Origin of the sequence: Chelatococcus caeni (genome assembly GCF_014196925.1) — a bacterium.
GTDB lineage: Bacteria > Pseudomonadota > Alphaproteobacteria > Rhizobiales > Beijerinckiaceae > Chelatococcus_A > Chelatococcus_A caeni.
Genome location: NZ_JACIEN010000001.1, coordinates 89,911 through 107,009, shown reverse-complemented (window position 1 = coordinate 107,009; position 17,099 = coordinate 89,911). Strand labels below are relative to the sequence as shown.

The window sequence follows — 17,099 nt, the reverse complement described above, 5'->3', positions numbered from 1 at the left end:
CTCAGTTCGCGTGTGCCGTGAAGGCTTCTGCCGCCGATCGTGCCACGGTGTCCGGGCTGTCCCGCAGATAGACCAGGATCGCGAATTGCCCGGCCGGGTCCTTCACCGCATTCGATCGCAGGACCTCGACGTAGTCGGGCACGGCATCCCACGCCCGCCACTCGCTGAGATAGGGCGCGACGAACCCGGCCATCGGCTGGCGCTCGCGGATGAACCTGCGGTAGGCGTCCACGATCCGTTGGCGGGAAATGGCACCGACGGCTCCTCCGTGAACGCTGAGGGCCAGCAAGGCTGCTTCGATCTCCGGCACGGAGCGGCTGCGATCGGCCAGATAGTTCTCTTCGACCCACGCCACACGGGACGGGCCGTTCAGTTCCAGATCGGCCGCGAGCATGGCGGCGAGATAGGTCGCATCCTGCGAGGCCCTGGCTTCGGCGAGGCGCCGCTCCAGCTTCGTCGCATCATCGGCGTTGCCGGCAATGCCCAGGAGCAGGAGGTAGGCATCGTGACGCGGGGACAGCACGGGATTCTCGATCCAGCCGCGAACCTTGTCCGCATCGATGGTGGGCCGGAGCAGACGCATCGCTTCGTAGGGAGCCCGCGAGAGTTCGCCGAAGGCGATTTCGGCGGCCAGCGGGTCCTCACTTTCGAGATATGGTGCGATGAGAAAGATCCGTTTGGACCAGTTGGTGGTGTCGACGGCCTGGAGGGCGCTCGTCAGGGGCCAGGCGCGGGGCGGCCGCTTCGAAGGCCCGTCGTTGGTCTCGACGAACTCCCGCAACCAGCCTGCATGCCCGAAACCGATCACGCCGTAGCTCGTCCATCGTCCCGAAAGACCATTGCGGGCGAGCAGATGCGGCTTGCCGCCCCGCGGCTCCGCCGGTTCGGCGGCATCGGCGCTGGCCTCGACAATGGCACCGGGCAGAACGTCTCCCTTGACGATCTCCACGGCCCGAAAGCGTTGCCCATCGTCGGTGGGCACGGCGAGGACGATCTGATCGGCCGCATCCAGCCGCTGCCCGGTCGTGACGGAGACCGCTGACAGGCAGATCGCACAGGCGAAGGCATGGCCGGAGCCACCACCCAGCAGCACTGCCAGCGCCCAGAGAAGCGCCAGGCCATGCCTTCGGATCGACTTCATTGTTGCGCCGATGCCCCTGTCGGCACCGTCGCGTCCTTGACCTCCGTTCCAAGGAAGATGGGCGTCGGAACGAACTCGTAGTTCGCGTATCCGAACTCATTGCTCCGCGCGGCAACGTATGTGTCACCCTTCGTCAGGAGGTCTTTCGCGCCCCCCTCCAGCTTGTAGACGGTGAACTCGTACTCCCGGTTGCCGAACCAGGTCGCGACCTTGCCATTCCGGATCGAATAGTCGCCCGGGTCCCCAAGGTAGGAGGCGCGCACCACGTCACCCACTTCCGACGGCTGGGGAATGCGGGGGTCGACATTCATGACCAGCATCTGGCCGTTTTCGCCCCACTGAACCTTGAAGACGCCGCCGGTGACGTGATTGCGGATCCAGGTGTACTTGCCGACGAGCAAGTCCTTGAGCGCCGCCTCGTCGAGCATGACGGCACCCTGCTCCTTGAGATCCGCCTCCGTCGGGCCCTTCTGGGCGGCAACACGCATCTCGTTCGTCGGCGTGTACCAGATCGGCGACGACCAGGCGCGTTCCTGCACCGTCGCCGGAACGACCTCCGGCGGCGGCACGCCGAGTTCCTTGGCCTGGATCGTGGTCCACCGCGGGGTCGGGATAGCGATGACGCGCGCATAGTAGAAGGCGTCGTCGGCCGGATCGAAGTCCGGATCGGTCCACGTGCCCTTGAGCTCCACGGCGCCGATCGTGTCGGTATAGCTGGCGTCCGCGATATTCACGGTCGACCCGATGGGCGGCACCTTGCCGGTTACGGCATCGGGCGCCCGGTCGCCGGCCCACACCGCGTCGTAGACCTTCTCGAAGGACTGCCCGTTCTTCGACCATCCCTTGACGACCTGGATGCGGTCGAGGTTGCTCGAGGTGGGGTCCTTGACCGCCCACACCATGAACGTCGGCGCCTTCTCGCCGGCGCGCGGCTGAAGATCGCCACCCATTGGCACGCCGCCGGCATAGGCGACCTCGACCCAGTTGCTGCGCTCCGCGGCATCTGCCGCGTAGTCCCAGCCGCCGAAGAAGCGAAGCGTGATGCGCGGGCCGCTCGTGGCGAAGGTTTCCTTGCGCTTCATCGCCTCGAAGAGGGATTCGCGCGTATTCTCCTCGGCCCACAGCCCCGTCAGGCCGGCCGGATTCTCGAAGCGTACGTCGAGGCCGGCAAAGTTGTGTCCGCCCATGCGTTCCTTGACGGTCCCGTCGAGCCGGGCATGGCCGCCGAAGAAATTTTCCTGGCGATAAGGGACGGCCGTGTTGTGCGAATCCGATCCGCCGACGACACCGGTCTTGAAGGGGTTGTAGCCGCGTGCCTCCTGCATCGCGATGCCATCCTTCAGAGCCTGCCGGATATAGCTGCCGCCGATGGTGATGAACTGCCCCTGGGGATCGCCCAGGAGATAGTTGAGGATCTCGTAGTTGGCGAACTCGTCGTTCGGCGAGAGCAGCGGATGCGTCTCGGACGCGCCCTTGATCTGCTTGATCTCGGTGAGATGCTCATTGCGGTTGCGTGATTCAGCCCAGGCCTGGTCGATCGGGCGCCCTTTGAAATCGACCTCCGTGGGATACATGAGCCCGCCGGACAGGTTCGCGTTGTGCGAAATCGCAAGAAGCTCGTTACCCGCCTTGCGCTGACCGTCCATCCAGTTCCACAGGTCCTCCGGCGCCTGGGATTCCAGCGAACTGAAGGGGTGGTTCGGGACCTTCGCGCAATCCTTGAAGAAGATGTTGCGGTGCATGTTCCGGTAGTCGGGGTTCGACGTCCATTCATAGGAGCAGAACGCCGTGAACTTGCCGGGCTCGTTGGCAGCGTCGGCGGCCGCGTTGTTGGCCTTCCACACGGTGTCCGAGATCTCGGGCTGCACCAGCGCCTCGATCGGCTTCTCCTTGATCATGCTCGTGCCGAGCCAGAGATAGAGGCGCTGGATGTCGGCGGCATCCCGCACCTTCAGCTTGTCTGCGATCGGCAACTTGCTGATCGGAGAGCTGGGATCATTGGAAAGCCGGACGACCCCGGCATATTCGGAGTGGTCGGTGACGCCCATCCAGTCGAGTGGAGTCGTGATCTTGATGTCGTAGCCAAGAGGATGCTTGATCGTCTCTCCCTTGGCGTATTTGTAGGCGTCCGCCGGGCCGGTTACGTGATTACCGAAGATATAGGCGTCGAAGGACCAGCTCGTGTGGACATGCGTCTCGCCGAAAAACGCCTTACGCTCCGGCGCGCTCTGCGCCATGGCAGAGAAGAACGGGATGGCGACAAGAGGGATGGCGGCGCATGCAGCTTGGGCAATTCCATGACGTTTTGCGGAACGTAACCTCGACATCGCCTCGACTCCTGTATTGGTTATTCAGACGATCTGATGAACGACTGGCCATCGCATGCGCATGCACGCGACGGAGTTCCAAATACTGAACATCGATACGGGCGAGCGGCCGTTGCCTGTCCCAGCACCACTTTAATGAGCGCCGTCGCCCAGCCGTGGACGGTTGCCTTTAAGCTCCGGTGCAAAGATATCATGGACGCCATGCACTTGTCGCTACTTGGAGCAGCAGAAATCGATACACGGCGCCGCCACGTGTTGCAGCAGCGGCAACGGCGTCGAAACCGATGATGACGAGCGACTTCATGCGGGCAACAATGGACGATGAGATGAACCATCGGTCCGGCTCCCGATCCACTCGCCCGAGGACACGCGGCAGGCTCCGCTGCGCATGAACGGCATACCCTTTCGCAGCGGCGTGCCGAAGCCAGCCCCCCAGCAACCGCGAACTCTCCCCGTACCCCAGACAGAGCCTGGTTGAGCATCCGCCGTTCCTGTCGTTTGACGCAAAACCATCCGGCGATAAGTTCAGCGGACACATTCTTCTACGCTAGGTAGTACTCGTTATCGAAACCACCCATTTTACGCCACGTGCCAGGTTCAGGAGCATCCTCGTATGGCGGCAGTCCCGGTCATTTCCAGCTATGTCCTGCAGGGCCTGCCCGCCTTCGTCCGGAACGAGATCGGGGGGAGCGCTCTGCAGAGGGCCAATCGCGCGGCGGGGTTCGATGTCGAGCTGATCGAGGGGCGGAACTGCTTCATTTCGCAACGCGCGGTGGTCGCCTTCATCAACGCGATAGGAAGGGCGGCGGGAGAGCCCGATCTCGGGCTCCTGATAGCTCCCGGCATGAATGCGGCCGGATATGGCAGCTTCGGACGCTACGTCTTCGGCGCCGGTAATCTGGGCCTCGCCATCAACCGCAGCATCGAGGCCCTTCATTGCCATAGTACCGGCGATAGAATGGCGATCACGGTCTCCGCCGATGAAGTCCGATATAGCTACACGTTCGCCTTGGCCCGCTCCGAGGGCTATGCCCCCATCGCAAGCGCTGCTGCAGGCGAGTTGCTGAGCCTGATCCGGGCATATCTGCCCACAAGTTGGCGACCGTTGCGCATTGAACTTGATATCGAGGCGCCGCGCCGCGCCTCGATATTCGAAGACACGTTTCAATGCCCTGTCATCTTCAACGCCCCCGCCGTGGCAGTCGTCTTCGAGCGACATCACCTGACGGCCGCGTCGAAGCACATATCGCAGCCCCTCATCACCCTGGCGGATGTGGTGCGCGACCGACCGGGCGCGGCGCCACGAAGCCTCCTCGATGTCGTTATCGAGCAGGTTCGCACACAGGTTTTCGCCGGCAGCGTATCGCTCGACGATGTCGCGCGATCGATGGACACCAGCGTTCGGACGCTGCAGCGTGAGATCCACCGCGCCGGCACCGACTTTCGCAGCCTCACGACTACGGTGAGGATCCAGCGAGCAACCGAACTGCTGCGACACACGAACGGTTCGATCACCCATATTTCGGCAGAGCTGGGATATTCTTCTCCTGCCGGCTTCGCGCGCGCCTTTCGAAAGGCGACCGGCGTTGGACCGCGCGAATTTCGATCGAGCGAAGCCGCAATTCCACCTGCCGATGGATGGGGCGATGAGCATCACGAACGGATCTGAGCAGACTGAACCTGCTGGCGGTGCCTCTCGGATCGATCATTGCTTCGATAGAACTCGGCGATGCAAGGATCTTTGAAGCGGCCGGCTCGTCAAGGACGTTCCCGAACTGCACGTCGTGCATGACGAACTCCGGCAAGCCGTCCGCGCGCGCCAGGGCGTGATCGCGGACAAATATGCCAACATCACCGGAGCGGTGCGCGAGCATCAGGAGAAGAGCGGTCTTGCACGGCGCTCGCCGGCCGAGGTCGCTGTTATATCGGCTGATCTCTTGCGGATGCTGGGGGCCGCTATTCGCTGCGCGGCGTCGGCCGGGAGCCTTTCGCTTAGGAATCGAGAAGATCGTGTTTCGGCCGGGCTCGAGGCGCGGCGAGATCGATGCGATTCTCTATAGCCTTCGGTTTACGCACCTTGATTGGATTGATGGTGAAGGGTGATGGGGGGCTGGGTGCAACGACAAAACCCGCCGTTGGAGCGGCGGGTTTTGTGGGTATCGTTGGTTGCGGGGGCACGCAACTACCGATACCGACATTCGCTCCAAATTGCTGTCTAATCAGTTCAGCGCGGCTCTGACAGGGGCGCAACGCACAAGCCTGCGGTCGCCAAAAGAGCATCAAGGAGGCCCGGAATTCATCGACAAAGATGGACCAAAAAGGAAAAGCCGCCACACTTCGCAGCGTGACGGCTTCCTGAACCTGATCAGCCGATGCCTGATCGTGAGGCTTTTTCCCCTTACAGGATGGCCACCTCGGGCGCCGCTCGGACCTGCACGTCGCCGTGCTTGATGTTTTGAGACCGTGAGGCATAGGCACGGTCTGTCTTGATGGGTGGAGAAATAGCGTAACAGGCCTCGAATGTCAATCATGATGACGGTCGCACCGCGTTCAAGTCGCTCAGCAGGCAGACCCCACGCTCTACGATCGCACCCTGCTCTCGCAGACATTCCGCCACAGAGATAATCGATGTTCCCGATGACACAAGATCATCGATCAGGGCAATCCTCTGCCCTGCCAGCGCCGGGACTTCTCCGCTTACGGTAAACGGTTGAAAAAAGCGCCGCATCGGTTTGGCAACTTCCTTCATCTGGAAATCCGTGTCCCGCTTCGCCCTCCTCAGTTGGCCGAGTTCGGCCTTGAAAGCTCTCTCATCACGATCTTTCGTGAACTGCGGAAAGCTGGCGTCAATGGCGTCCAGAACCTCACCGACCGTCCGTTTGCGCAGAAAGTTCGATTCTACGAGTGGCAATCCCGACACCTCCGCCACGCGCGTTGCAAACAATCGGCATAGGGGTTTACTCGACGGGACATCCACGAGAGCATCGACATCCAGATCGCCGACGAAAACGGCGAGGATCTCATCAGCACGCTTGTAGAGCATCTGGTGGTACATTGGCTGCATACGGTAGCCATTCATTTGTTTCAGCGCGTAAACCAGCGGATTGCCGTCACGGTCATGCCCCTTCGTAGTCTTGCGGCGGAAGACATATTGAATCCGCAGCCCGTCTATCGCGCCCTCTGTCGGATTTCCTTCGATGGAGGTATCCACGAGTTCTTGATGGGAGTGGTCGATAATCACCGTCTTGTTGGCGTAAACATTTATCCCCAAGAACCCTCAACCTCCCGCCCTACTCATGTAAACAGAACAGCACATCTGCCGTATGCGAAGTCTTCGTGTATATGACCTCGCTCCGAGAAGCACACGCAAATGGTGCCTTGCACGACATCGAAGCGAATTAGTTCTCCAGACGTCGAGCCTTTGCGAACCCGCGATCTGTGGCGATGAAACGCTCCAGCATCGGCACGATGAGCCTGACGGGATCGGCCGCGGGCTGGCCACTTTCGCGGGCCAGCACCTCAGCATAGGCGATCAGATCGCGGTGGAGCGCGCCCGGCAGCTCCACCGTCACTTTGACGGGTTTGTCCTCAACAAGCGGTCCAAGTTTCAGCTTCGTCATGGTCAATTCCTGTAAGGTTCGAGTACGAGATCTCGGGTGACGATGACCCTGACCGGATAACCCGGTCGGATGGTCAGCGTTGGGGCAACCTGCAATTGGCGCTGGACGATCTGCTGTCCGGCCTGATTGATGGTGTCCTGTGCCCCATCGCGGATGGCGCGGATCAGGCGGTCTTCGTCGTCGGTCGCCAGTTCCGTGCCGATGCCGAGCAGCGTGGACAGGCCCGCCGCTTTCATCAGATCCCACCAGTGGTAATCGACGCCATCTTCCAGACCGGCATAACCGGAAGCGTCCGCGCCAGGCTGGCGCTCCAGCACGATGGAGCGGCCATTGGGGAGGATCAGGCGGTTCCAGACCAGCAGCACGCGGCGTTGGCCGAATTGCACACCGGCGTCATATTGACCGATGATCCGCGTTCCCTGTGGGATCAACAGCAGGCCGCCGGTCGGGCTGTCATAGACATTCTCCGTGACCTGCGCGGTGATCTGGCCGGGAAGGTCCGAACGGATGCCGGTAATCATAGCAGCCGGGATCACGGCCCCTGCCTGAAGGATGTAGGGTGACGCTGGTGCCATGATCCGATCCATGGCGACGGTCTGACGGTCCACCGGCCCGTTCAGGAATGCTGTGTGTCGGTCCTGCGTTGCGGGCTGACCGCCAAGGTCAAGCCCCGCTAGGCCCGGCATATTGGAACCCGGTGTTGTCGTTATCCTCTGCCCCGACTGGAAGAACACGGTGCTAAGACGTGCGGCTTCTTCCTCGGCGAGACGTCGCTCCTCGGCAGGATCACGAGCTGGTGTTGCCATAGCGGGCGGCGTAACGGGCTGCCCCCTGTTCTGGGCGTCGAGGATCGGGCCGCCGAGGTCTCCCGGTAAAGCTGGTCCCAGGACGGGGCCGGTATAATCGCGCGGCAGACCGGCCAGCCCTTCGGCTGTGGGGCGGTTCTCGGTTGAATAGAGTTCCTCGCCATTTCCACTCATGTCGCGGGTCTGGAGCGCATAGATCAATGCGCCACCAATGCCGAGGAGCGCGACGGAGCCCACACCGGCCAGCATCTTGCGCGACAGGCGGGTGACGCGCGGCGGCTCGGCCCGCAGACGCATCGGGGCTGAGTTGGTGGTAGTCTCTTCGCTCATGACGGATTCTCCCCGGTATTTGCGAGCTGGGCCGCCTGCCTTTGTTCAATGCGGACAATCCTGACGGTCTGCTGGCGATCGCCGCTGCCAAGGCGCAGCTCGGCAGCACCGAACAGACGATCCACGATCAGGATGTTCTGGTGAATGCGGCTGTTGACGATCTGCGTTTCGCCCTCGGAGCCTATGACGAAGATCGGCGGCATCTCGCCCTGCACGATGCCGCGCGGGAAGACGACATAGACATGGCGGCCATCGTCGAAGACAGAGATGGGACGCCACGGCGGACTATCGCCCGTCAGTCCATAGCGATAGTTGCGGGCCGTCTCGACAGGGATGATGGGCGCGGCGGGAACGGTCACACGCTGACCGGCAGGTAGCGCGGGATAGGCCCAGGCCACAGCCGGCATATAGAGCGCCGCACGGGCGCGAAGCTCAATGAGATAGACGCGGCGATCCGTGCTGATGACAAGATTGGTGGAAATATCCTCACGGGTCGGTTTGACGAGGATATGGACGCGGCGGCTTGCACCCGATCCGCTTTCGGTATCGCCAATGATCCAGCGGGCGGTGTCGCCCGCAGCAATCGGCCCCGCGCCGGTCAGGCTTTCGCCGGGTTCAAGCGCGATTGTCGTGATCTGCCCCGGTGCAGCATAGACCTGAAACAGCGCCCCTTCCGACCACGGATAAATCTGGATGGCGTTGTAGTAGCCCTCACGCCGCGGTTCGACACGGGCGGCGGCATTAGCATTCTCGACGCGGCCAGTCGGCGTCGCGGCAACGGTCCCGCCGCGCGCCACAGTCCATGCCGGGGGTGTGTGCAAAGGCCGGGGCCGGTCATCGGGAACGGCTGCCGGTACGACAGGAAGCGACGGCACATCGTCATCATAGCTGAACTGCGGGGTGCGGTTGGTTGCGCAACCGGCCAGGATGGTGGCGGACAGCAACAAAGCCGCCAAAGCGGGTTTACGGAAAACCGGCAAGCCCGAAATAAGAACCATTGTGCGGGTCATTGGCTCATCTCCCGCGACCATGAAATTGCATTGACGTAGATGCCGAGCGGATTGGCGCGCAGGCGTTCAGCATCGAGCGGCGTCTGGATCACGATGGTCAAGATTGCCGTCCAGCGTTCGGTCGTGGAGAGCTGGCCGTTTTCGTAATGGCGCTCCGTCCAGGCGACACGGAAGCTGTCATTCGAGGCGCGGATCACCGACGACACCTCGACCGCGATCTGCTGACGCCCGACCTTGGTGAACGGGTCATTGGCGCGAGCATAATCATTGAGGGTTGCCGCACCCCGATCCGTGGTGAACTCATAGGCGCGCAGCCAGTTCTGCCGCACGATGATGGCGTCGGACGGGATCGAGCGCGTCTGCTCGATGAAGCGGCCGAGATGGAATGCGATCTGGGGATCGGTCGGGCGATAGTCAGCCACGGCGGGCGCAACGGCCTGCGACTGGCCGAGATTATCGACCTGCACCACCCAGGGCACGACCGTCCCACGCGCCGATTGCCAGACAAGGGCCGAGGCGAAACCGGCAGAGAGGATCAGCGAGCTGAAGGCCATGATGCGCCAGTTCTTTGCCTGCACGCGAGCCGAACCGATGCGCTCGTCCCAGGCCTGGGCAGCTTTCTGATAGGGCGTCTCAGGCTCGGGCGATTTGCCGTAATGGGCGGATGGACGTTTGAAGATGTTCATGAGCGGTCACTTTCGGAAAGATTGATGGAGGAGCCGCCGCCATGGCTGTCGCCGGAGCGCACGGCATGGGCGGCCATCGACGTGCCGTGGTTGAGTGTCTGTTTGCGCTGCATCTGCTTTGCCCATTCCGGAGAGCCGCCAGCCTGCGCGGCGGGTGACGGGGCAGCGCTTGCAGCCTCGCTGGCGCCTCCGGCTGTCCCAGCCGTCGAAGAGCCGCCGCTGACGCCGAAAGCGGCACGCGCTCCATCGGAAAAGCTGGATTTGACGTCCTCCGATGCCTTCGAGGCAGCACGTTTCAGGGGCGATGCGGCGGCGGAACCTGCGGCACGGGCAACACCACCCAGACCGGAGGCAACACTGGCAGCGCCGGATTGGCCAAGCGAACCGACACTGTAGGCGGCGCTCGCCGCACCTGCGGCGGCAGCACCACCCCGCACGGCAGCGGCTCCACCAGAGAGCGCTGCTGCTCCTCCCTTCGCGGCCATGCCTACGGCGGCACCACCGGCAAGCATCATGCCGCCTGCGGCAAGGCCGGTTCCAACGGCAGCACCTGCGCCAAGCTGCGGCCCGCCGGAAACCAGACCAGAAGCGATGCCGGGACCGAATATTCCGAGGCCGAGAAGGGAAAGGGCCGCCAGCACGATCGCCATGGCATCGTCGATGGTCGGTGTTGCGCCGCCGAAGCCCGCCGTGAACTGCGAGAACAGGGTTGAGCCGATGCCGACGATAACGGCCAGCACCAGAACCTTGATTCCAGAGGAAACGACATTGCCCAGCACCCGCTCAGCCATGAAGGCGGTCTTGCCGAAGAGGCCGAAGGGGATCAGCACGAAGCCTGCGAGTGTCGTCAGCTTGAACTCGATCAGGGTGACGAAGAGCTGCACTGCGAGAATGAAGAAGGCGAGCAGCACCAGAGCCCATGCGAACATCAGGCAGGCGATCTGGATGAAGTTCTCGAAGAAGGACCAATAGCCCATCATGTCGGATATGGATTCGAGCAGCGGCCGACCGGCATCGAGGCCGGTCTGCGCCACCTTGCCGGGACGCAGCAGATCGGCAGCAGAAAAGCTGGTGCCCGACCCTTTCAGGCCCAGACCGGCGAAGCTGTCGAAGATGATCTGCGCGAGATTGTTCCAGTTGCCGATCAGATAGGCGAAGACGCCAACGAACAGCGTCTTCTTGACCAGCCGGGCGATGATGTCGTCGTCCGCGCCCCAACTCCAGAACAGCGCCGCCAGCGTCACATCGATGACGATCAGCGTGGTGGCGATGAAGGCGACTTCACCTCCAAGCAGACCGAAGCCACTGTCGATATAGCTGGTGAATACACCCAGGAAATTGTCGATGACGCCGGTGCCGCCCATGGTTCACTCTCCCCCGTTCTGATGCGGGGCGGCGGGCACCGGCGTCCGGCCGAGAAACCGATCGCGGTTCTCGGCCCAGGAGGCGAGGCAGCCGGGATCGTTCACGGCGGCCTCGCCTAACTGCTGGCAACGGCGCAGTCTCTGGCGCAGCGGATCGGCAGAGGGCTGAAGCGATGGAGCCGTGCGGTTCTGCGCCGGTTCATTCTCGCGGGTCATTTCGATCACCGTGGCGGTGATGGCGATAGCCACGAATATGATCGCGCCCAGCCGTGCCAGCATCTTGCCGTCCATGTCGCGCCCCTCCTGTCCGGTCAGTTGTTGCCGTTGCCGAACATTCGGGCATTGCCGGGCTGGTAGCCCGATCCCGGCGTCAGGAAGCGCTCGCGCTGGACGCGGCCCTGTTCGGCGGCGGTGGCACGCTCGGCCTCGATCAGTGCCTCGGACCGGCCATTGGCCGACATCAGCGCGATCAGGTCGGAAAGCTGCTGCGACTGGAGGGCGAGAAGCTGATTGCCCGCCTGCGTGGCCTGCAATGCGCCAGTGGCATTCTGGCTCTGGCCGACAAGGGCGGACATCTCGGCGCGGTTGGCATCGATATTGCCCACTACGCCGGCCTGCACACGCATGGCGTCTTGCAAGCCGCCGACAGTATTTTGCCAGCGCGAACGGGCGTCCGCGACAAGCTGGGTGTCGGTGGCCGACAGCGAGACATTGCCGTATTGGGTCTGGAAGATCTGATCGACGTTCTGCACGTCGAAGGCGATGTTTTGGGCCTGGCTCAGGAGCTGCTGCGTGCGCTGCACATTCTGCTGCAAGGTCTGGAGCGAGGAATATGGCAGGCTGGTCAGATTGCGCGCCTGATTGATGAGCATCTGCGCTTCGTTCTGAAGCGAGGTGATCTGGTTGTTGATCTGCTCCAGCGTGCGCGCGGCGGTCAGAAGGTTCTGGGCATAGTTTGTCGGATCATAGACGATGCGGCCGAAGCCAAAGGCGTGAGCCGGATTTGTCAGGATTGGCGATAGTACGACCGGCATGGCGAGGGTCAGCGCCAACATGGATGCATTGGCAAAACGCGAAATGGGGATACGGATCATGACAAGGTCTCCTCTTCCTGGATGTCGTCGGGGTGAATTGAAGCTGGCCTGTTCGGCTGAGCGGGCTCGGGCCGTTCGGCAAGATTGGTGAGATCGGGTATCAGCTCCGCCGCCCATTCGACGCCGCGATCGCGCAGCCAGGCGGCGAGGAAGCCCGCCTGCCCATGCTCGGCGACAAGATCGGCGATACGGGTCTGATCAGTTTTGGATGATGCAGCGCAGAGCGCGAGCCCGACTTCGGAAAGGCCCAGCTCGAATAGGCGATTGCCGCGACGTGACTGGCAGTAATAGTCCCGCTTGGGTGTCGCCCGTGCGAGGATCTCGATCTGCCGGTCATTGAGACCGAAACGTCGATAGATCGCGGTGATCTGCGGCTCGATGGCCCGTTCGTTCGGCAGGAGCAGCCGCGTTGGGCAGCTTTCGATGATGGCGGGTGCGATATTGCTCCCGTCAATGTCCGAGAGCGACTGCGTGGCGAAGATGACGCTGGCGTTCTTCTTCCTGAGCGTCTTCAGCCATTCGCGGAGCTGGTTGGCGAACCCCTCGTCATCCAGCGCCAACCAGCCTTCGTCGATGATGAGTAGCGTCGGTCGACCGTCGAGCCGGTCGCCGATCCGATGAAACAGATAGGCCAGCACAGCCGGCGCTGCGCCCGTGCCCACCAGGCCCTCGATCTCGAAGGCTTGCACATCGGCGTGGCCGAGATGTTCGGCCTCGGCGTCGAGCAACCGGCCATAGGCGCCGCCGATGCAATAGGGCCGCAGCGCCTGCTTCAGGTCATTGGATTGCAGCAGGACCGCAAGGCCGGTGATGGTGCGCTCGCTGACGGGTGCCGATGCCAGCGAGGTCAGCGCCGTCCAGATATGCTCCTTCACCTCCGGCGTGATGGTCATGCTTTCGCGCATCAGGATTGCAGCGATCCAGTCAGCGGCCCATGACCGCTCATAAGCATCATCGATGCGCGCGAGCGGTTGCAGGGAGACGGAAACCTCCGATCCCTCGGTCAACCCGCCGCCGAGGTCATGCCAGTCGCCGCCCATGGCGAGTGCGGATACCCGGATCGACCCCCCGAAATCGAAGGCGAAGATCTGGCTGCGTTCATAGCGGCGGAATTGCAGCGCCATCAGCGCCAGCAGCACGGACTTGCCTGCGCCGGTCGGGCCGACGACGAGGGTATGGCCGACATCGCCGACATGAAGGGAAAGCCGGAACGGCGTCGAACCTTCGGTCTTGCCATACAGCAAGGGGGGCGCTCCGAGGTGTTCGTTCCACGCCGCGCCCGCCCACACGGCCGATAGAGGGATCATGTGGGCAAGATTGAGCGTCGAGATCGGCGGCTGCCGGACATTGGCGTAAGCATGTCCGGGGATCGAACCCAGCCAAGCATCGACGGCATTGACGGTTTCGGGCATGGCCGTGAAGTCACGCCCCTGAATGATCTTCTCGACCAGACGCAGCTTTTCGTCAGCAATACGCGGATCACTATCCCAAACCGTGACGGTCGCCGTGACATAGGCCATTCCCGCAACGTCAGCGCCGAGTTCCTGCAAGGCCATGTCCGCATCAAGCGCCTTGTTGGACGCATCGGGATCCACCAGCGCCGATTGTTCGTTGGTCATCACCTCTTTCAGGATCGCGGCGATGGATTTGCGCTTGGCAAACCACTGGCGGCGGATTTTGGTCAGCAGCTTCGTCGCGTCCGTCTTGTCCATCAGGATGGCGCGGGTTGACCAGCGATACGGGAACGCGAGCCGGTTCATCTCGTCGAGCAGGCCAGGCGTGGTTACTGTCGGGAAGCCAATGATGGTCAGGACGCGCAGATGCTGATTGCCCAGGCGCGGTTCCAGTCCGCCGGTCAGCGGTTGGTCGGCCAGCAGCGCATCGAGGTGCATCGGCACTTCGGGCACGCGGACGCGATGACCGTTCGTGGAAATAGCCGAATGAAGATAGGTCAGCGTGCCAGCATCATCCAGCCAGCGGCATTCCGGCATGAAGCCGTCAAGCAGCGCCAGTACGCGGTCGGTGCGGTCGATGAAGCCGCGCATCAGTTCATGCGGATTGACGCCGGATTGTTCGCGGCCCTCATAGAGCCAGGTCTCGGCACGGGCGGCGTCTTCCGCGGGCGGCAGCCAGAGGAAGGTCAGGAAATAACCCGACACGAAATTCATGCCCGCTTCCTCGAACCCGGCCTTGCGCTCGGCATCGACCAGTGCAGAAGCCGCATCTGGAAAACGGCTGTCGGGATAGGTCGCGGCCTCCGAGCGTTGTGCCTCGACGAAGAGCGACCAGCCGGAGCCAAGACGGCGCACGGCGTTGTTTATGCGACCGGCAACCGCAACCAGTTCGGCGGCGACAGCAGAATCCAGATCCGGCCCACGAAACTTCGCGGTCCTCTGGAAACTGCCATCCTTGTTCAGCACAATGCCGGGACCGACCAAGGCTGCCCATGGCAGATAGTCGGAAAGCCGAGCAGCGGTGCGGCGATATTCGGTGAGGTTCATCATACTCTCGCCCTCACACCGACAGATGACCGGGGATGCGCAGATGCCGGCGTCCAACCTCGACGAAGAGCGGATCGCGTTTGGCTGCCCATACCGCGAGGAAGTGTCCGATGGCCCAGATGGCGATGCCAACCAGCCAGAGACGAAGGCCAAGGCCGACGGCCCCGGCCAGCGTGCCGTTCACAATGGCGATTGAACGCGGAGCGCCGCCGAGCAGGATATGCTCGGTCAGCGCCCGGTGAACCGGGATCGAAAATCCCGGCACCGCGTCGAGCTGTTCGAGGCCGCCCGCCATCAGATGAGCGCCCCGCCGCCGAACGAGAAGAACGACAGGAAGAACGAACTTGCAGCGAAGGCGATGCTAAGGCCGAAGACGATCTGGATCAGACGGCGGAAACCGCCCGAGGTATCGCCGAACGCGAGCGCCAGCCCGGTAGCGATGATGACGATCACCGCAATGATCTTGGCAACCGGCCCCTCGATCGACTGAAGGATCGATTGAAGCGGCGCCTCCCACGGCATGGACGAGCCGGAGGCATGAGCGGCGGGCGCCAGCATCAGACTGATGGAAACAGTGGCAGCGGCGGTTGCCATGATGCGGCAGCCGCGCGAAATCGTGCGGATCATGAAGGATCTCCTTTCGAGGTGGTAGCGGGGGTAAGGGCGTAGTCGCCGTCCGGTCCCAGCCCATCGACGCGAGCAAGTTCGACCAACCGGCGCGACGATCCGCGTCCGGCGAGGATAGCAACAAGGTCGATGGTCTCGGCGATCAGCGCGCGCGGGACGGTGATGACGGCTTCCTGGATGAGCTGTTCGAGGCGGCGCAGCGCACCGATGCCGGAACCGGCATGGATGGTGCCGATGCCGCCGGGATGGCCTGTTCCCCAGGCTTTGAGCAGATCAAGGGCTTCGGAACCGCGGACCTCACCGACCGGAATACGATCAGGGCGCAGGCGCAGCGAGGAGCGCACCAGATCGGAAAGCGTGGCAACGCCGTCCTTCGTGCGCATGGCCACGAGATTGGGCGCGGCGCATTGCAGCTCGCGCGTGTCTTCAATGATGACCACTCGGTCCGAGGTCTTCGCTACCTCGGCCAAGAGCGCATTGGTCAGTGTGGTTTTGCCGGTGGAGGTGCCGCCAGCCACAAGAATGTTGGCGCGTGTGGCGACGTTCAGACGCAGCACCTCCGCCTGAAGGCTGGTCATGATCCCAGCGGTCACATAGTCATCAAGCGTGAACACCGCGACGGCGGGCTTGCGGATGGCAAAGGCGGGCGCGGCGACAACGGGCGGCAAAAGGCCCTCGAACCGTTCGCCGGTCTCGGGTAGCTCTGCCGAGACGCGCGGCGACCGGGCATGAACCTCCGCGCCGACATGATGGGCGACGAGACGCACGATCCGTTCGCCATCGGCGGCGGACAGCCTCTCCCCCGTATCGGCCAACCCTTCGGACAGACGGTCCACCCAGATACGGCCATCCGGGTTCAGCATCACCTCGATCACACCGGGATCTTCCAAAAACCCGGCGATGGAAGCCCCAAGCGCGGTGCGCAGCATCCGCGCGCCACGGGCAATCGTTTCCGGTTTCTGATATGATGCAGTCATAGCGGCCCCGTTCATGACGGGGCGCGCAAAAGACGGACCCCGGATCGGGGTCGATTAAAAGAACCTGATTTTGGGCTGTTTCAACAGGTGTTTACGCGCGTGCGGCCATCGGCGGGGCATGGCGGTGAATAGGACGGGTTGCAATCCTAGATCCCATCGCCATCACCTTCGGTTTTACCGCCCGGTGGGGTGTCGTGTAGCGCAGCCATGTCGTGCGATATTTCTTTGAGGAACCTGTCACCGTTAGCGAGACGCTTGCCAAGGGACTGCATGAACCCCTCAAAGCGCTCGTTTCCCTTGATGCGCGCAGATTGTTTTGCACTGTCGGGCAGCGGCGGCGTGAGGGTCAGCCAGAATTGTATAAATAGCGAAAGGGCTTCGCCCAGCACGGCGATATCCTCGTCCAGTATGTCGAACTGACGGCCAAGCTTGTCCAGGCGGCGCGACATGGCGGCTTCCAGCCGTTCAGTCGTATCGCCGGACATGAAGGATGCCACGGCAGCCTCGATCACTGCGGATTTCGAGACATTGCGACGCAAGGCCAGCGCTTCCACCTGTTTCAGCAGAGCGGGATCGAAGTAGACATTCATGCGGGTGCGCGTCGTCATGGGCAGCC

Annotated in this window: 16 protein-coding genes; 1 reads left to right on the top strand and 15 read right to left on the bottom strand. The window is 62.7% G+C overall.

The features are described 5' to 3' along the window. Position 1 precedes the first annotated feature (1 nt). Both GGR16_RS00550 and GGR16_RS00545 read right to left on the bottom strand, forming a co-directional pair. Complete coding sequence (locus GGR16_RS00550; protein ID WP_210289396.1) at positions 2–1,141, bottom strand: hypothetical protein; 1,140 nt, start codon at positions 1,139–1,141, stop codon at positions 2–4. Further along, positions 1,138–3,378 (bottom strand): DUF3604 domain-containing protein, encoded by a 2,241-nt coding sequence (locus GGR16_RS00545; protein WP_183315395.1) that lies wholly within the window; start codon positions 3,376–3,378, stop codon positions 1,138–1,140. Before GGR16_RS00545 ends, GGR16_RS00550 begins: the two co-directional genes overlap by 4 nt. Positions 3,379–4,081: 703 nt before the next feature. On the opposite strand from GGR16_RS00545, the gene GGR16_RS00540 reads away from it, so the two are divergent. Beyond that, positions 4,082–5,137 (top strand): helix-turn-helix transcriptional regulator, encoded by a 1,056-nt coding sequence (locus GGR16_RS00540; protein WP_019403501.1) that lies wholly within the window; start codon positions 4,082–4,084, stop codon positions 5,135–5,137. An 858-nt stretch (positions 5,138–5,995) separates the two neighbouring features. Here GGR16_RS00540 and GGR16_RS00535 read toward each other — a convergent pair. From GGR16_RS00535 to GGR16_RS00475, 13 genes are all read right to left on the bottom strand, one after another. Continuing rightward, complete coding sequence (locus tag GGR16_RS00535; protein WP_183315394.1) at positions 5,996–6,739, bottom strand: type I phosphoribosyltransferase; 744 nt, start codon at positions 6,737–6,739, stop codon at positions 5,996–5,998. 127 nt (positions 6,740–6,866) lie between these two features. Beyond that, complete coding sequence (locus tag GGR16_RS00530) at positions 6,867–7,088, bottom strand: DUF2274 domain-containing protein (RefSeq protein WP_183315393.1); 222 nt, start codon at positions 7,086–7,088, stop codon at positions 6,867–6,869. A 2-nt stretch (positions 7,089–7,090) separates the two neighbouring features. Then, on the bottom strand, positions 7,091–8,191 hold the full coding sequence (locus GGR16_RS00525; protein WP_425486566.1) for a TraB/TrbI/VirB10 family type IV secretion system protein: 1,101 nt from the start codon (positions 8,189–8,191) through the stop codon (positions 7,091–7,093). Between the two features lie 29 nt (positions 8,192–8,220). Next, positions 8,221–9,234 carry a P-type conjugative transfer protein TrbG gene (trbG, locus tag GGR16_RS00520; RefSeq protein WP_183315391.1) on the bottom strand — a complete coding sequence of 338 codons (1,014 nt, stop codon included), beginning with the start codon at positions 9,232–9,234 and terminating at the stop codon, positions 8,221–8,223. Beyond that, on the bottom strand, positions 9,231–9,920 hold the full coding sequence (gene trbF, locus GGR16_RS00515; RefSeq protein ID WP_183315390.1) for a conjugal transfer protein TrbF: 690 nt from the start codon (positions 9,918–9,920) through the stop codon (positions 9,231–9,233). Before trbF ends, trbG begins: the two co-directional genes overlap by 4 nt. Further along, positions 9,917–11,284 (bottom strand): P-type conjugative transfer protein TrbL, encoded by a 1,368-nt coding sequence (gene trbL, locus GGR16_RS00510; protein WP_183315389.1) that lies wholly within the window; start codon positions 11,282–11,284, stop codon positions 9,917–9,919. The genes trbF and trbL overlap by 4 nt, the downstream gene beginning before the upstream one ends. Before the next feature lie 3 nt (positions 11,285–11,287). Continuing rightward, positions 11,288–11,575: a putative entry exclusion protein TrbK-alt gene (gene trbK-alt / locus GGR16_RS00505; protein WP_183315388.1), complete on the bottom strand. Its 288-nt coding sequence runs from the start codon at positions 11,573–11,575 to the stop codon at positions 11,288–11,290. A 20-nt stretch (positions 11,576–11,595) separates the two neighbouring features. Beyond that, positions 11,596–12,339 (bottom strand): P-type conjugative transfer protein TrbJ, encoded by a 744-nt coding sequence (gene trbJ, locus GGR16_RS00500; RefSeq protein ID WP_425486565.1) that lies wholly within the window; start codon positions 12,337–12,339, stop codon positions 11,596–11,598. Positions 12,340–12,374: 35 nt separating this feature from the next. After that, the gene (gene trbE / locus GGR16_RS00495; RefSeq protein ID WP_183315386.1) at positions 12,375–14,882 is read right to left on the bottom strand and encodes a conjugal transfer protein TrbE; all 2,508 of its coding nucleotides are present in this window, start codon (positions 14,880–14,882) and stop codon (positions 12,375–12,377) included. A gap of 10 nt (positions 14,883–14,892) precedes the next feature. Beyond that, a complete protein-coding gene (locus tag GGR16_RS00490) occupies positions 14,893–15,174 on the bottom strand; it encodes a VirB3 family type IV secretion system protein (RefSeq protein WP_140903596.1) in 282 nt (93 codons plus the stop codon). After that, on the bottom strand, positions 15,174–15,506 hold the full coding sequence (locus GGR16_RS00485; RefSeq protein WP_009450539.1) for a TrbC/VirB2 family type IV secretion system protein: 333 nt from the start codon (positions 15,504–15,506) through the stop codon (positions 15,174–15,176). Before GGR16_RS00485 ends, GGR16_RS00490 begins: the two co-directional genes overlap by 1 nt. Then, entirely contained in the window at positions 15,503–16,483 is a 981-nt protein-coding gene (gene trbB / locus GGR16_RS00480; protein WP_183315385.1) for a P-type conjugative transfer ATPase TrbB, read from the bottom strand. Before trbB ends, GGR16_RS00485 begins: the two co-directional genes overlap by 4 nt. Before the next feature lie 146 nt (positions 16,484–16,629). Next, positions 16,630–17,091: a ribbon-helix-helix domain-containing protein gene (locus GGR16_RS00475; RefSeq protein WP_183315384.1), complete on the bottom strand. Its 462-nt coding sequence runs from the start codon at positions 17,089–17,091 to the stop codon at positions 16,630–16,632. Between the last annotated feature and the right edge of the window lie 8 nt (positions 17,092–17,099).

What these genes read in the sequence shown, in the direction of transcription:
- trbL (WP_183315389.1), bottom strand. Translation starts at nt 11,284, where the DNA reads ATGGGCGGCACCGGCGTCATCGACAATTTCCTGGGTGTATTCACCAGC.
- GGR16_RS00545 (WP_183315395.1), bottom strand. Translation starts at nt 3,378, where the DNA reads ATGGCGCAGAGCGCGCCGGAGCGTAAGGCGTTTTTCGGCGAGACGCAT.
- trbE (WP_183315386.1), bottom strand. Translation starts at nt 14,882, where the DNA reads ATGATGAACCTCACCGAATATCGCCGCACCGCTGCTCGGCTTTCCGAC.
- GGR16_RS00490 (WP_140903596.1), bottom strand. Translation starts at nt 15,174, where the DNA reads ATGGCGGGCGGCCTCGAACAGCTCGACGCGGTGCCGGGATTTTCGATC.
- trbF (WP_183315390.1), bottom strand. Translation starts at nt 9,920, where the DNA reads ATGAACATCTTCAAACGTCCATCCGCCCATTACGGCAAATCGCCCGAG.
- GGR16_RS00540 (WP_019403501.1), top strand. Translation starts at nt 4,082, where the DNA reads ATGGCGGCAGTCCCGGTCATTTCCAGCTATGTCCTGCAGGGCCTGCCC.
- GGR16_RS00475 (WP_183315384.1), bottom strand. Translation starts at nt 17,091, where the DNA reads ATGACGACGCGCACCCGCATGAATGTCTACTTCGATCCCGCTCTGCTG.
- trbG (WP_183315391.1), bottom strand. Translation starts at nt 9,234, where the DNA reads ATGACCCGCACAATGGTTCTTATTTCGGGCTTGCCGGTTTTCCGTAAA.
- GGR16_RS00485 (WP_009450539.1), bottom strand. Translation starts at nt 15,506, where the DNA reads ATGATCCGCACGATTTCGCGCGGCTGCCGCATCATGGCAACCGCCGCT.
- GGR16_RS00530 (WP_183315393.1), bottom strand. Translation starts at nt 7,088, where the DNA reads ATGACGAAGCTGAAACTTGGACCGCTTGTTGAGGACAAACCCGTCAAA.
- trbK-alt (WP_183315388.1), bottom strand. Translation starts at nt 11,575, where the DNA reads ATGGACGGCAAGATGCTGGCACGGCTGGGCGCGATCATATTCGTGGCT.
- trbB (WP_183315385.1), bottom strand. Translation starts at nt 16,483, where the DNA reads ATGACTGCATCATATCAGAAACCGGAAACGATTGCCCGTGGCGCGCGG.
- trbJ (WP_425486565.1), bottom strand. Translation starts at nt 12,339, where the DNA reads ATGTTGGCGCTGACCCTCGCCATGCCGGTCGTACTATCGCCAATCCTG.
- GGR16_RS00525 (WP_425486566.1), bottom strand. Translation starts at nt 8,191, where the DNA reads ATGCGTCTGCGGGCCGAGCCGCCGCGCGTCACCCGCCTGTCGCGCAAG.
- GGR16_RS00550 (WP_210289396.1), bottom strand. Translation starts at nt 1,141, where the DNA reads ATGAAGTCGATCCGAAGGCATGGCCTGGCGCTTCTCTGGGCGCTGGCA.